This is a genomic window from [Actinomadura] parvosata subsp. kistnae (assembly GCF_900323885.1).
Lineage (GTDB): Bacteria > Actinomycetota > Actinomycetes > Streptosporangiales > Streptosporangiaceae > Nonomuraea > Nonomuraea composti.
Window position 1 is genome coordinate 341,617 of the sequence record NZ_OOHJ01000005.1, and the last position, 12,979, is coordinate 354,595.

Here is a 12,979-nt window from a genome sequence, read left to right on the forward strand (position 1 = left end):
ATCGTAACCGCCACGGGCAGTGTATGGTCAAATACCTACCGGAAATACAGGGAGTCGGAGGAGCGGTATGACCACGGTCGCCAACGGAGTCAACGTCCAGGCGCTGCTGGAGGCGCGCGAGGTGCTGAAGGGCGCGCCCGAGGCCGCCCGGTTCGTCTGGCGGGCCACCTCCACGTGGCGCGGCGGCGTCCACAGCACCACGACCGTCAAGGAGTTCTACGGTCTCGGGCAGGAGCGCAGCCACAAGAGCGAGGCCGTGTTCGACGCCGACCACCCCGAGGTCTTCGCCGCCGAGGACCAGGGCATCACGCCCATCGAGTACCTGCTCGTCGGCCTGGCGAGCTGCCTGACCGCCGGCGTCGCGTCCGTCGCCCAGAACCGCGGCATCCAGCTCCGCTCGGTCGAGGCCACCCTCGAAGGCACCCACGACATCCGCGGGATCCTCGGCGCCGACCCCGACGTCCGCAACGGCTTCGACGACATCACCGTGACCTTCCACATCGACGCCGACGCCTCCCAACAGGACATCGAGGCGCTGGTGGCCCAGTCGCAGAAGCGCTCGGCCGTCTTCGACGCCCTGACGAACCCGACGAACGTCACCGTTCAGGTCGCCTGAGAGCCAGGCACGTCCGAAAGGGCCGAGCGCATATGAGCGGGCCGAGCACGTCTGAGAGGGGCGAGTCATAGAGCACGTCACCGCCGTCGTGGTCGGCGCCGGGCACGCCGGCCTCGCCGCCAGCCACTTCCTGCGCGAACGCGCCATCGACCACCTCGTGATCGAGCGCGGCGAGGTCGCCAACTCCTGGCGGCGCGAACGCTGGGACTCCTTCCGGCTGCTCACCCCCAACTGGCAGACCCGCCTGCCCGGCCACGCCTACGAAGGCCCGGACCCCGACGGCTACATGACCGCCAAGGAGGTGACCCGGTTCATCGAGGGCTTCGCCGCCCTCTCGCGGGCCCCCGTCAGGACCGGCACCGAGGTCACCTCCGTGCGGGCGGCCGGCGACGGCTACCGCGTGACGACGAGCCACGGCGAGATCCGCTGCCGGGCCGTCGTCATCGCCGGCGGCGCCTGCAACCGGCCCGTGGTGCCGCCGTTCAGCGAGGCGGTGCCGCCGTCCGTGCGGCAGCTCACCGCGTTCGACTACCGCGAGCCGGGGCAGCTCCCCGACGGCGGCGTGCTGGTCGTCGGCGCGTCGGCGACCGGCGTGCAGCTCGCCGCCGAGCTGCGCCGCTCGGGGCGGCCGGTCGTCCTGTCGGTGGGGGAGCACGTGCGGCTGCCCCGCACCTACCGCGGGCGCGACGTTCTGTGGTGGATGGACGCCTCAGGCGTCTGGGACCAGCGCCACGACGAGGTCGAGGACCTGGCGCGGGCCCGCCGGCTGCCCTCGCCCCAGCTCGCCGGCACCCCCGAGCGCGCCACGCTCGACCTGAACGCGCTCACCGCCATGGGCGTCGAGCTGGTGGGCCGCTGGGCCGCCGTCCGCGACGGGTGGGCGCTGTTCTCCGGCGGGCTGCGGAACGTCTTCTCCCTCGCCGACCTCAAGATGGAACGCCTGCTCGACACGTTCGACGCGTGGGCGCGCACGCACGGCGTCGATCCCGGCCCTGCCGAGCGCCTGCCGCCGACCCGCGTGCCCGAGCGGGCGCGCCTGCGGCTCGACCTGCGCGGCGGCGAGATCCGCACGATCGTCTGGGCGACCGGCTTCCGCCCCGACCACGACTGGCTCCACGTCCCCGTCCTCGACGACAAGGGACGGCTGCGCCACGACGGCGGCATCGTCGATCACCCCGGCCTGTACGCGCTGGGGCTGCCCTTCCTGCGCCGGCGCCGGTCCACGTTCATCAACGGCATCGAAGCGGACGCCCGCGAGGTGATCGCCCACCTCGCCGGCCACCTGGCGGCCCGGGCGCGCTGAACCGGCGTCAAGAGGCGGACTGCGCCTGCCAGCCGTGGACCAGCAGGCCGAACGCCGTCTCCACCGCCGCCCGCGGATCCTGCCGGCTCCTGGACAGGGCCGGGATCTGCAGGACGAACCGGGCCAGCGCCCAACAGGCGAGATCGTCGGCGTCCCGGCCCAGCTCCTGCGCGATCGCGGAGCCCAGGGCGGCGGCGTGCCGCGTCCACATCCGTTCCGCGTACTCGCGCAGCGCGGGCGTCCGGTCCACCAGCTCCGTGAAGCCGCGCAGCCGCGGATCCGACGCGAGCGGCACCCACACCTTCAGCGCGTGGGCGCGCAGCGCCTCGACGACGTCCTGACCAGGGGCCCGTTCGCGGACCGCGGCGACCAGGCCGGCCTCGACGTCCTCCTCGCGGTCGAAGACCAGCGCCTCCTTGCTCGGGAAGTGCGTGAACAGCGTCGTCGTCGACACGTCGGCCCGGTCGGCGACGTCGCGGACGCTCACCTGCTCGAAGCCGCGCTCCATGAAGAGCTCAAGAGCGGCGTCGGCGATGGCCTGCCTGGTCGCGGCCTTCTTGCGCTCGCGACGGCCAACGGTCGGGGAGTCGGGCATGGCGCCACTGTAGCCCATGACTGGACCGGAACCGAAACTGGTCCGAGTTCAGTTTTGAAGCTATTGCACTTTCGTACTCACTTCTGCTTTGGTGGTCTCCGTACGGCCCTCGGCCTCTCTTGGCCAGGCAAGCCTCACCTCGTCCGGAAGGAATCCACCATGACCAGCTCACCGACGCCCGCCCACGCGCGGATCAGCATCATCGGCGCCGGCCCCGGCGGCCTCACCTGCGCCCGCATCCTCCAGCGGCACGGCATCGAGGCGACCGTCTACGACCGCGACCCCGCCGGGGACGCCCGCGACCAGGGCGGCTCGCTCGACCTGCACGAAGAGGACGGGCAGCTCGCCCTGCGCGAGGCCGGGCTGCTGGAGCGGTTCCACGCGCTGGCCAGGTTCGAGGGGCAGGAGATGCGCAGCATGGATCCCGCTGGGCGCGTCCTGGCCCACCACGTGCCCGAAGAGGGCGAGAAGCGCAAACCCGAGATCGACCGCGGCCGGCTCCGCGATCTCCTGCTGGGCTCGCTGCCCGAGGGCACGGTCCAGTGGGGCCGCACGCTCGCCTCGGTCAGCGGAACGGCGGGCGGGCCGCGCACCTTGACGTTCACCGACGGCACGGTCACCGAGGCGGACCTCGTCATCGGCGCGGACGGCGCGTTCTCCCGCGTCCGGCCCGCCGTGTCGCCCGCGGCGCCGCACTACACCGGGGTCGGCTTCGTGGAGGCGTGGTTCGACGACCTCGACGACGCGCACCCCGAGGTCGCCGAGCTGGTCGGCCAGGGGAGCGCCCACGCCGCCGACGGGGAGCGCGGCCTGTTCGCGCAACGCAACGGCGGCGGCCACCTGCGCGTCTACATCATGCGGAAGGTCCCGCTCGACTGGATGGCGGCCGCCGGGCTGCGCCCCGACGACACCGACGGCATCCGCGCGCACCTGGCCCGCGAGTACGCGTCCTGGTCGCCGCCGCTGCTGGGGCTGATCACCGACAACGACGGTCCGTACGTCGACCGCCCGCTGTTCGCCCTGCCGGTGCCGCACACCTGGGAGCACACGCCCGGCGTGACCCTGCTGGGGGACGCCGCGCACCTCATGCCGCCGCTGGGCGTCGGCGTCAACCTCGCCATGCTCGACGCCTGCGACCTCGCACTCGCGCTGGCACGCGCGGCGACGATCGACGACGCCGTCCGCGACTACGAGAAGACGATGCTGGCGCGCTCGTCCGAGATCGCCCGGACGCTGGAGGGCGGCGCCGAGTTCCTGCTGGAGGTCCCCGACGGCAACGGCCCGCCCGACCACGCCCACGCCTGAAAGACGTGAGCCATACGTCGGGGCCTGGTCACCGGCTCGTGGGTCACCGGCTCCTGGTCACCAGTTCCGCACCTCGTGGGCCCACGCGACCAGCCCCGCCACGAACCCCTGCCGCTCCACGGGCGACAGCTCGTCCAGGACCCGTAGCAGAGGCGCGGCACGGAGAGCGACGAACCCCTCGATCATGGCCCGATGCCGAGGGGCCAGCGACACCAGCGTGCGGCGGCGGTTGGCCGGGTCCTCCCGGCGCTCGACCAGGCCCGCCCGGCTGAGATCGCCCAGCAGCTCGCTCGCGGTCGTCAGCGACATGCCCATCCGGCCCGCCAGCTCGCTCACGCTCAGCGACGTCTCCACCGTCAGCTGCGGGAGGACCGCGCCGTGCCGGGCGGTGAGCCGGTGGCCGCGGAAGATCTCGCGCAGCTCGTCGGGCATCTCGGTCTGGGCGCGGCGGAAGTAGGCCTCCACCAGCGGCACGAAGCCGAGGGCTTCCTTGACCTCCTCCGGTCGCGGCAGTCGAGGGGGCGGGGCGTCGTCCATCACGGCCACAGGATACAGTCCTGATATCCCAACAGTTCGGATATCCGAAGTGAGGTAGCCGTGATACTGGTGACAGGGGCGACGGGCAATGTCGGCCGTCATCTGGTCGACCTGCTGCTCCAGGCGGGCGAGCGGGTCCGCGCGATCAGCAGGAACCCCGAGCGGGCCGGCCTGCCCGACGGCGTGGAGGTGGTCAGAGCCGACCTGTCCAGCCCGGACGACCTGCGGGCCGCGCTGCGCGGGGCCCGGCGGGCATACCTGTTCCCGGCCGCCGGCCAGGTGCGGGGCTTCCTGGACGAGGCCAAGCGCGCCGGCGTCGAGCACGTGGTGCTGCTGTCCGCGCTGGCGGTGAACATGAAGCAGTCGGGGGTGATCGGCAGCCTCCACGCCGAGTACGAGCAGGCCGTGACCGAATCCGGGCTGCCGTGGACGTTCCTGCGGCCGGGCGCGTTCATGGCCAACGACCTGCGGTGGGCGCCCGGCGTCAAGAACGGCGGCGTCGTGCAGGCCCCCTTCGCCGAGGCCGCCACCGCCCCCATCGACGAACGCGACATCGCCGCCGTCGCCGCGCGGACCCTGCTGGAGGACGGGCACGCGGGCAAGGCGTACGAACTGACCGGCCCCGCCTCGCTGACCACGACGGAGCGGGTCCGCATCCTCGGCGAGGTGCTGGGGCGCGAGCTGCGCCTGGAGGAGCTGTCGCCCGAGGAGGCCCGGGCCCAGATGATCCCGCAGACGCCGGCGCCGGTGGTGGAGTCGATGCTGACGCTGTTCGCCTCGTTCGTCGGCCAGGTGGCGGAGGTGTCCCCGGCGGTGCGGCAGTTGACGGGCCGCGACCCGTACCCCTACGCCGACTGGGCGGCCCGCAACGCTGCGGCGTTCCGCTGACGCCGACGCCGACGCCGACGCGGATGCCGACGCTGTCGCGGACGCCGACGCGGACGCCGACGCTGACGCGCAGGAACACCCGCCGCCTCGCGCTCCATGCAGGGCTGCTTGCGTGGCGCCACCCTTGCAGCAAAGCGGATAGGCCGTTCCACTTCGGTAGGATGGGGGCATGAGCACGACGGCCGAGCCCGACCCGTCCGACGGCGCGCAGCCCCGAGGGGAGCTGCGCGCCGACGCCGAGCGGAACCGTGAGCGCATTCTGGCCGCCGCCCGCCGCCTGTACGCCGACCAGGGGCTCGACGTCTCCATGGCGTGCGTGGCCCGGGAGGCGGGCGTCGGCAAGGCCACCCTGTCGCGCCGCTTCGCCACCCGCGAAGAGCTCATCAACGCCGTCTTCACCGACCGCATGGACGCCTACGCCGCCACCACCGCCGAAGCGCTCGCCGACCCCGACCCGTGGCGCGGGTTCGTCGGGTTCATCCGGTCCGTGTGCGCGATGCAGGCCGCCGACCGGGGTTTCGCGGCCGTGCTGGCCATGACGTTCCCGGCCGCCAAGGCGCTGGAGGCGCGCCGCGCCGAGGCGTACCACGGCTTCCTGGAGCTCATCTCCCGCGCCAAGGCCACCGGCAACCTGCGCGCCGACTTCACCGCCGAGGACCTCATCGTCCTGCTGATGGCCAACGCCGGCGTCGTCGCCGCCACCGCCGACAGCGCCCCCGGCGCCTGGCGCCGCCTGGTGGGGCAGATGCTGCGGGCGTACGCGGCCCCCGGCGCCGACCTGCCTCCCATGGAGCCGTCGCCGGAGCCCACGGCCCTGTACCGCGCCATGGTCCGGCTCGGCCGCACCTAAGCACCGGACCGGCGCATCTCGATGGTGGCCGGTGTGCGAGCCGCCCGACCTGCCACCTCATCCAGGGCGAATCCACCTGAACGGGCACCGCCCCGCACGACGGCCCACCGCCCGTGCACGGCGGCCCATCGGCCCCGCGCAACTGCTCACCGCCCCCGCATGGCTGCTCACCGCCCCTGCATGGCTGCTCACCGCCCCTGCATGGCTGCTCGCCGACCCTGCGCGGCGGCTTACCGGCCCGGCACAGCGGTTCACCGGTGCGGCGGCCCTGCGACCGGCCGGAGGAGCCGTCCCGCACGGCGGGGGAGTCGTCCCGCACGGTCCGGCTCACCGCCCCGCACGCCTCCCCCCGTTGCCCAGCGCGGAGATCCGGCGACCGGCGGGGGAGCCGTAGACCCCCGGGTGGCCCCCGTCCGGCGGAGGGTTGTGCGGGCTGATACTGTGTCGGTCTCGTCGGAGGACCGTTCTTGGGAGGTGAGACCCATTACCGCTGCGTCAGTCTGGGTGCTCCCTCCTCTTCAAGCGGCCCACAGGGATTAGGTGACCGCGGGAGCGCCCATCGGCATCCCGGAAGGCTCCTATGTCGGTTTTCTCGTCATCTATCCGTACTGCTGCCATCGTTGCCCGCCTTCGCGCCGCCGGCTGTGTCTTCGCCGAGGACGAGGCCGAGTTGCTCCTGTCCACCGCCTCCACCCCCGCCGACCTCGACGCCATGGTGGCGCGCAGGGTCGCGGGGGAGCCCCTTGAGCACGTGCTGGGGTGGGCGGAGTTCTGCGGGCTGCGGGTGTACGTCGAGCCGGGCGTGTTCGTGCCGCGGCCGCGCACCGCGTTCCTCATCGAGGCGGCCGTGGCCCTGGCCCGTGAGGTAGAGGGCACGCCGGTCGTCCTGGACATGTGCTGCGGCACGGGCGCGATGGGCGCGGCGGTGGCGGCGGGCCTGCCGCGGGCCGAGTTGCACGCCGCCGACCTCGATCCCGCCGCCGTGCGGTGCGCGCGGCGGAACCTGACGGGCTCGGCGACGGTGTACGAGGGCGACCTGTACGACCCGCTGCCCGCCACCCTGCGCGGGCGGGTGGACCTGCTCATCGCCAGCCCCCCGTACGTGCCGTCGGAGTCCGTGGGCCTGCTGCCGCCCGAGGCCCGGCTGCACGAGCCGCTGCTCGCGCTCGACGGCGGCGCCGACGGGCTCGACGTGGTGCGCCGGGTGATCGCCGGCGCGCCCGCCTGGCTCGCGCCCGGCGGCCGGCTGCTGGTGGAGACCAGCGAGCGCCAGGCGGAGGCGACCGCCGAGTCCGTACGGGCCGCCGGGCTCGCCGCCCAGGTGGCCACCTCCGACGACCTGGACGCCACGGCCGTCATCGGCACCCGGCGCCGGGAGGTCTGACGGCCCAGCACCATCCAAGGCGGTCGGCCTGGCCGCGGTTGAGGTGATCGGCTCGGACACCAGGCAAGGTCCAACGCTGTCGGGGTGGTCGGCTTAGCGGTGTTAAGGTGATCGGCGATGGCACAGAAGGGACTGGCGCGGGACACCGTCGTCCGTGCGGCTCTCGAGCTGCTCGACGAGACCGGCCTGGAGGGCCTGTCGGTCCGTCGCCTCGCCGCCCGCCTCGGGGTCCAGAACCCGGCGCTCTACTGGCACTTCCGCAACAAGCAGGAGCTGCTCGACGAGATGGCCCGCGAGCTGCTCGCCCACGACATGGGCGGGCCGGCCGAGGGGGAGGGCTGGCGGGCGTGGCTGACGCGGCGCGCGCACCGCTACCGGCGCACGCTGCTCGCGCACCGCGACGGCGCGCGCCTGGTCGCGGTGGGCAACCCGGGGCCGGAGGTGGCGAGGAGCTTCGAGGCGGAGCTGCGGGCGCTGACCGGGCTCGGCTTCACGCCCGCGCGGGGCCTGCACGCGATCACGGCGATCAGCCACTACACGCTCGGTTTCGTGCTGAACGAGCAGGCCGCGCTCGACCGGCAAGCGAGCGGCGGCGGCTTCGACCTGGCCGCCTTCGCCGCCGAGCATCCGCTGACGGTGGAAGGGGTCCGGACGGGCGGCGCGCCCACGAGCGACGAGGCGTTCGCGCACGGCCTGCGGCTCATCCTCGACGGCATCGCCGCCTCGGCACCGGCGTGAAGGGTGCCCGGCCTCGTGCAGTGATTTCGCACCTTTTGCAGTGCGGCATGCGATTGTTTTGTTCGTGGACTTCTCCGTTGAGAACCGCTTTCATTTCCTCCGTCGAATTCCGGGACGGAGGAACAATTGTCGCGTACACGGAGAAGTGCACGAAGAATTACCGAAATGACCCTCGCGTTCGCGGTGGTGGCGGGCACGGCCCCGCCCGCCGCGGCGGCGGCCCCGCCCGAGCCCGTACGGATCACCCGCTTCCTGGGTGAGCAGCGGATCCCGTACAAGGAGACGTTCGCGGGCACGACCGTGGGCGGCCTGTCCGGGTTCGACCGTGACCCGCGCACCGGCGTGTGGTATTTCGTCTCCGACGACCGCTGGCGCTACGGCCCCGCCCGCTTCTATACGGGCCGGCTGGCCTTCGACCGGGTGACGGGCGGCTTCACCGGCGTGCGGCTGACCGGCGTCACCACGCTGACCAGGCCCGACGGCACGCCGTACCCGGGCTATGGCAAGCCCGGCTCGGCCGACCCCGAGTCGATCAGGGTCGACCGGTGGAGCGGGCGGCTGCTGTGGGGCGACGAAGGAGACCGGCCCGACCGGTCGAATCCGGATATTCCCGTTTCGCATTCGACGGTGCGCGAGACGAATCTCGGCGGGCGCGAGACCGGCGCGCTGCCGCTCCCGTCGAATTTGCGGTTCACGACCACGGAAAGCGGGCCCCGGCGCAATTTCGGGTTCGAGGGCGTGGCCGTCACCGAGCGCAGTGTCACCGCCATCACCGAGGGGCCGCGCTTCGAGGACGGGCCGGTGCCGACGGCCGACGACGGTTCGGTGACCCGGCTGACCGTGTGGGACCGCCGCGGCCGGGTGCGCGCCCAGTACGCCTACCCGCTCGACGCGCTCGCGGCCCCGCCGAGCCCGCCGACGGGCCTGACCGACAGCGGCGTGTCGGAGCTGCTGGCCATCGACGACCACCGCTACCTGGCGTTGGAACGTTCCTGGATCCAGGGGGTCGGCTACCGGGTCAAGCTGTACGAGATCGACGTGCGCGACGCCTCCGACGTGCGCAACCGCGACTCCCTGACGCGGTACCGGACGTACCGGCCGGTCTCCAAGCGGCTCGTGCGCGACCTCGGCGCGTTCCGGCCGCCGGTGCAGAACCTGGAGGGCATGTCGTGGGGGCCGAGGCTGGCCAGCGGCGAGTGCACGCTGGTGATCGGCTCCGACGACAACTTCTCCGAGGACGAGGTCACCCAGCTCATGGCCTTCGGCGTCACCGGCTGTCGCTGACCCCGTCCGGCCGTCACATGCCGTGGATGCGGCGGCCCGTGATCTGCTGGGGGACGATGCGGATGTAGAGCTGCCGCTCGCCCCCGGCCCACGGCGTGACGCCCGAGCCGGTCACGCCGGCCAGCTCCTCCGGCGGCACGTGATGGGCGGGCCCCTGCACCAGCACGCTCCACCCCTCCCGGTTGGTCTCGTCGATGTTGTCGATCTGGAAGGCGATCTTGATGTCGACGCCTTCCAGCCCGGTACGCAGGTCCTTGTCCATCGCCCCGCCCGCGGCCGTGCGGAAGACGATCGCGCCCTCGTGCACCTTGTAGTTGACCGGCAGCACCGTGGGCCCGTGCGAGCCGTTGAACGCCACCCGCCCGATCCCGCCCGGCGCGATCAGCCGCCGGCACTCCGCCTCGTCCAGCGTCTCCAGAGTCGGGTGCGCCATCGCGGGGCCGCGCCCGCGCGGCCGGTCCTGGCCGCCGCCCAGCAGGTCCTCCACCGTCGTCCGCAACGCGTCGGCCAGCCGGTAGAGCGCGCCCGTGTCGGGCGTGTCGGCGTTCTCCTCCAGGTACTTCAGGTAGCCCGGCGACATGTCCGCGTGCTCGGCGACCTGCTCGCGGGTCAGCCCCAGCCGCTCGCGGTGATGGATGATGCGCCGGCCGAGATCCCCGGTGCCTGCCATGATGACTTCCTCTCTGCCATGGGTACGGGGCTCGCCCTCCGGCCCGGGCGGGCTCATCGCCGGCCCACCGGCACGCGGCCCGTCACGTCGGCCTCCGCCAGGTCGGAGACGACCGCGCCGGCGCCGGCCGCCAGCATCGCGGCGGCCTGCGCGCCGCTCCTGTCCACGGCCACCACCTGCCCGAACCCGCCCCGCCGGCCCGCCTCCACGCCGGGCAGCGCGTCCTCCACGATCGCCACCTCCCGCGGCGGCAGCTCCAGCCGCCGCGCCGCCTCCAGGAACAGCGCGGGATCCGGCTTGCCCGGCAACCCCAGCCGGGCCGCGTCGTCGCCGTCCACGAGCACGTCGAACAGGTGCAGCAGCCCCGCCGACGACACCACCGCCCGGCAGTGCCGGCTCGCCGACACCACTCCCGTACGGCAGCCGCGCCGCCGCAGCTCGTGCAGCAGCGCGACCGTGGAGGGGAAGGCGGCCACGCCGTGCCGCCGGATCTGCTCCACGAACAACGCGTCCTTCGCCAGCCCGAGCCCGTGCACCGTCGGCGCGCCCGGCCCGTCGTCCGGGCCGCCCTCGGGCAGCGTGATGCCGCGCGAGGCCAGGAACGTGCGCACGCCGTCGAGGCGTGGCCGGCCGTCCACGTGGGCGAGATAGTCGGCGCGGATGTCGAAGGGCGCCGAGCGCCCGCGCAGGAACGCGTCGAAGACGTGCTTCCACGCCGCGGCGTGCACCCGGGCCGTGTCGGTGACCACGCCGTCGGTGTCGAAGACGACGGCGCGCGAACCGGTCAGATCGAAGGTGGCCATGCAGGGACGCTACCCGCGTACGTGCCGGCCAGCCATGGTCCTCGGACCTCAGGGCACGGGACCTTCGGCCCGCCTCACGGGAAGCGGGAGCGCGCAGTGGGTAAACCTCTCACCAGGCCGCGCCACGTGAATCCCCGTTCCCACCGCCATGGCAGGAGGCGCCCCGCATGAGAGCGTTGACCGCAGGATCGTTGTCGTTGCTGGCCGTGCTGGGGGTGGGTGTGGCCGGCTGCGGCGACGCCGGGCCGCCGCGTTCCCAGGGCACCGCCACGCTCAGCCCCGCACCCGCCCCGACCCCGCCCGCCCCGGACACGCCCGTTTCGACCACCCCGGCCCCGGACGCGACCGGTCCCGCCACGGAACCGCCCGCCTCGCCCTCGGCTTCCGCGAGCACGGGACCGCCCGGAGCGGGGGAGAGCCTGGTCGCCGGCCGCTACCAGCCGCTGTGGCCGTTCTCCAGCCCGGAGGAGGTGGCGGCCTGGCAGCGCGAGTACCGGGCGGGCGGCCACCAGCCGTGGCACCTCGACGCCCGCGGCACCGCGATCGCCTTCAGCCGCGACTTCCTCGGCTTCTCCGGCATCGACCGCGCCGTCAAGACCGTCACGGACGGCGCGCACGCGCGCGTCCACGTCGGCTTCGGCGCCGAGGGCGTCGCCGACCCGCCGGTCGCGGCCGTCGTGCACCTCGTCCGGTACGGCTCCGGCCAGGACGCCCCTTGGGAGGTCGTCGGCACCGACGACACCACGCTCTCCCTGACCAGGCCCGCCTACGGGGCCGCGGTCCGCTCCCCGGTGACCGTCGGCGGGCGCGTCACCGGCGTGGACGAGAGCATCCGGATCCAGGTCCGCCACCCCGGCTCCGGCTCGCCGGTGGGGCAGCGGTGCTGCGTGAGCGCGGGCGGCCAGAACGCGCCCTGGTCGGCCTCGGTCACGTTCAGGCGGCAGCCGGGGCGGACGCTGACCATCGTCGCCTCGACCGGCGGCCACGTGGCGCAGGTCGAGCGGTTCGCGGTGACGGGCGTGACCTCACCGCCCTGACCTCCCCGCCCTGACCTCACTGTCCTGAGTGGGCCCTAGCATGGGTGGGCATGGAGCTGCGGCAGCTTGAGTACTTCGTGGCCGTCGCCGAGGAGGCCGGCTTCACCCGGGCCGCGGAGCGGCTGCACGTGGCCCAGCCCGGCGTCAGCGCGCAGATCCGGCAGCTGGAGCGGGAGCTGGGCGAGCCGCTGTTCGACCGGTCGGGGCGGGTGGTGCGGCTGACCGCGGTGGGGGAGGCCGTGCTGCCGTACGCGCGGGCCGCGCTGGCGGCGGTGTCCGGGATGCGGATGGTCGCCGACGAGTTCAGCGGGCTGCTGCGGGGCCGCGTCGTGATGGGCGCGGTGTCCACGCCGTCCGTGCTCGACCTGCCGGGGATGCTGGCCGGCTTCCACGAGCGGCATCCGGCGGTGGAGATCTCGCTCGTGGAGTCCGACCCGGGGCGGCTGCTCGATGGCGTCGTCACCGGGCGGATCGACCTCGCCCTGCTCGGCCTCGGCGCGCCGCTGCCGCCGGGGCTGGAGGTGCGGGTCGTCGTGGACCAGGAGCTGGTGGCGGCCGTGCACCCCGGGCACGAGCTGGCCGGGGCGGGGCCCATCGAGGTGACGGAGCTGAAGGGGCTGCCGCTGATCAGCCTGCCGCCCGGCACGGGGCTGCGCACGGCGCTGGAGGAGATGTGCGCGCGGGCGGGGTTCGCGCCGCACGTGGCGTTCGAGGCCAGCGAGCCGTACGTGCTGGGGCAGCTCGCCGCGCGCGGCCTCGGCGTGGCCGTCCTGCCCGAGTCGGCGGTCGCGGCGCCCGCGTCCGAGCTGCGCGTGCTGACCTTCAGCGGGTCCGGCCTGCGCGGCCGGATGGGCCTGGTGTGGCGGGGCGGCGGCGAGCTCAGCCCCGCCGCCAGGGCCTTCGTCGAGCACGCCCGCCGCCACCTGCCCGACCTGGGGCCGGACTGCTAGTTTACGAACGAGCATTCAC

Annotated in this window: 14 protein-coding genes; 10 read left to right on the plus strand and 4 right to left on the minus strand. The window is 73.8% G+C overall.

Annotated elements, in window-relative coordinates; translation table 11 throughout:
• Positions 1 to 67 precede the first annotated feature (67 nt).
• Positions 68 to 616: an OsmC family protein gene (locus KIS93_RS02925; RefSeq protein WP_080037949.1), complete on the plus strand. Its 549-nt coding sequence runs from the start codon at positions 68 to 70 to the stop codon at positions 614 to 616.
• Positions 617 to 704: 88 nt separating this feature from the next.
• The gene (locus KIS93_RS02930) at positions 705 to 1,919 is read left to right on the plus strand and encodes an NAD(P)-binding domain-containing protein (RefSeq protein ID WP_222107188.1); all 1,215 of its coding nucleotides are present in this window, start codon (positions 705 to 707) and stop codon (positions 1,917 to 1,919) included.
• Positions 1,920 to 1,926: 7 nt separating this feature from the next.
• Here KIS93_RS02930 and KIS93_RS02935 read toward each other — a convergent pair whose 3' ends face one another.
• A complete protein-coding gene (locus tag KIS93_RS02935; RefSeq protein WP_080046627.1) occupies positions 1,927 to 2,514 on the minus strand; it encodes a TetR/AcrR family transcriptional regulator in 588 nt (195 codons plus the stop codon).
• 159 nt (positions 2,515 to 2,673) lie between these two features.
• On the opposite strand from KIS93_RS02935, the gene KIS93_RS02940 reads away from it, so the two are divergent.
• Positions 2,674 to 3,819 carry an FAD-dependent oxidoreductase gene (locus tag KIS93_RS02940; protein ID WP_080037951.1) on the plus strand — a complete coding sequence of 382 codons (1,146 nt, stop codon included), beginning with the start codon at positions 2,674 to 2,676 and terminating at the stop codon, positions 3,817 to 3,819.
• Positions 3,820 to 3,876: 57 nt separating this feature from the next.
• Here KIS93_RS02940 and KIS93_RS02945 read toward each other — a convergent pair whose 3' ends face one another.
• A complete protein-coding gene (locus KIS93_RS02945) occupies positions 3,877 to 4,356 on the minus strand; it encodes a MarR family winged helix-turn-helix transcriptional regulator (protein ID WP_080046628.1) in 480 nt (159 codons plus the stop codon).
• 60 nt (positions 4,357 to 4,416) lie between these two features.
• Between KIS93_RS02945 and KIS93_RS02950 the strand changes: the two genes are divergently transcribed.
• The 5 genes from KIS93_RS02950 (at position 4,417) to KIS93_RS02970 (ending at position 9,500) form a co-directional block, all read left to right on the plus strand.
• Positions 4,417 to 5,244 carry an SDR family oxidoreductase gene (locus tag KIS93_RS02950; RefSeq protein WP_080037952.1) on the plus strand — a complete coding sequence of 276 codons (828 nt, stop codon included), beginning with the start codon at positions 4,417 to 4,419 and terminating at the stop codon, positions 5,242 to 5,244.
• A gap of 169 nt (positions 5,245 to 5,413) precedes the next feature.
• Complete coding sequence (locus KIS93_RS02955; protein ID WP_080037953.1) at positions 5,414 to 6,094, plus strand: TetR/AcrR family transcriptional regulator; 681 nt, start codon at positions 5,414 to 5,416, stop codon at positions 6,092 to 6,094.
• A gap of 580 nt (positions 6,095 to 6,674) precedes the next feature.
• Positions 6,675 to 7,478 (plus strand): putative protein N(5)-glutamine methyltransferase, encoded by an 804-nt coding sequence (locus tag KIS93_RS02960; RefSeq protein ID WP_080037954.1) that lies wholly within the window; start codon positions 6,675 to 6,677, stop codon positions 7,476 to 7,478.
• 117 nt (positions 7,479 to 7,595) lie between these two features.
• Complete coding sequence (locus tag KIS93_RS02965) at positions 7,596 to 8,216, plus strand: TetR/AcrR family transcriptional regulator C-terminal domain-containing protein (protein WP_222107190.1); 621 nt, start codon at positions 7,596 to 7,598, stop codon at positions 8,214 to 8,216.
• Positions 8,217 to 8,381: 165 nt separating this feature from the next.
• Complete coding sequence (locus KIS93_RS02970) at positions 8,382 to 9,500, plus strand: esterase-like activity of phytase family protein (RefSeq protein ID WP_080037955.1); 1,119 nt, start codon at positions 8,382 to 8,384, stop codon at positions 9,498 to 9,500.
• 13 nt (positions 9,501 to 9,513) lie between these two features.
• On the opposite strand, the gene KIS93_RS02975 is transcribed toward KIS93_RS02970, so the two are convergent.
• Positions 9,514 to 10,170 carry a helix-turn-helix domain-containing protein gene (locus KIS93_RS02975; RefSeq protein WP_080037956.1) on the minus strand — a complete coding sequence of 219 codons (657 nt, stop codon included), beginning with the start codon at positions 10,168 to 10,170 and terminating at the stop codon, positions 9,514 to 9,516.
• Positions 10,171 to 10,223: 53 nt separating this feature from the next.
• Positions 10,224 to 10,973: an HAD family hydrolase gene (locus KIS93_RS02980; RefSeq protein WP_080037957.1), complete on the minus strand. Its 750-nt coding sequence runs from the start codon at positions 10,971 to 10,973 to the stop codon at positions 10,224 to 10,226.
• A 167-nt stretch (positions 10,974 to 11,140) separates the two neighbouring features.
• Here KIS93_RS02980 and KIS93_RS02985 point away from each other — a divergent pair, with 167 nt between their 5' ends.
• Positions 11,141 to 12,010, plus strand: coding sequence for a hypothetical protein (locus KIS93_RS02985; protein WP_080037958.1), 870 nt, complete (start codon positions 11,141 to 11,143; stop codon positions 12,008 to 12,010).
• A 50-nt stretch (positions 12,011 to 12,060) separates the two neighbouring features.
• Positions 12,061 to 12,960, plus strand: coding sequence for a LysR family transcriptional regulator (locus tag KIS93_RS02990; RefSeq protein WP_080037959.1), 900 nt, complete (start codon positions 12,061 to 12,063; stop codon positions 12,958 to 12,960).
• Positions 12,961 to 12,979: the final 19 nt, after the last annotated feature.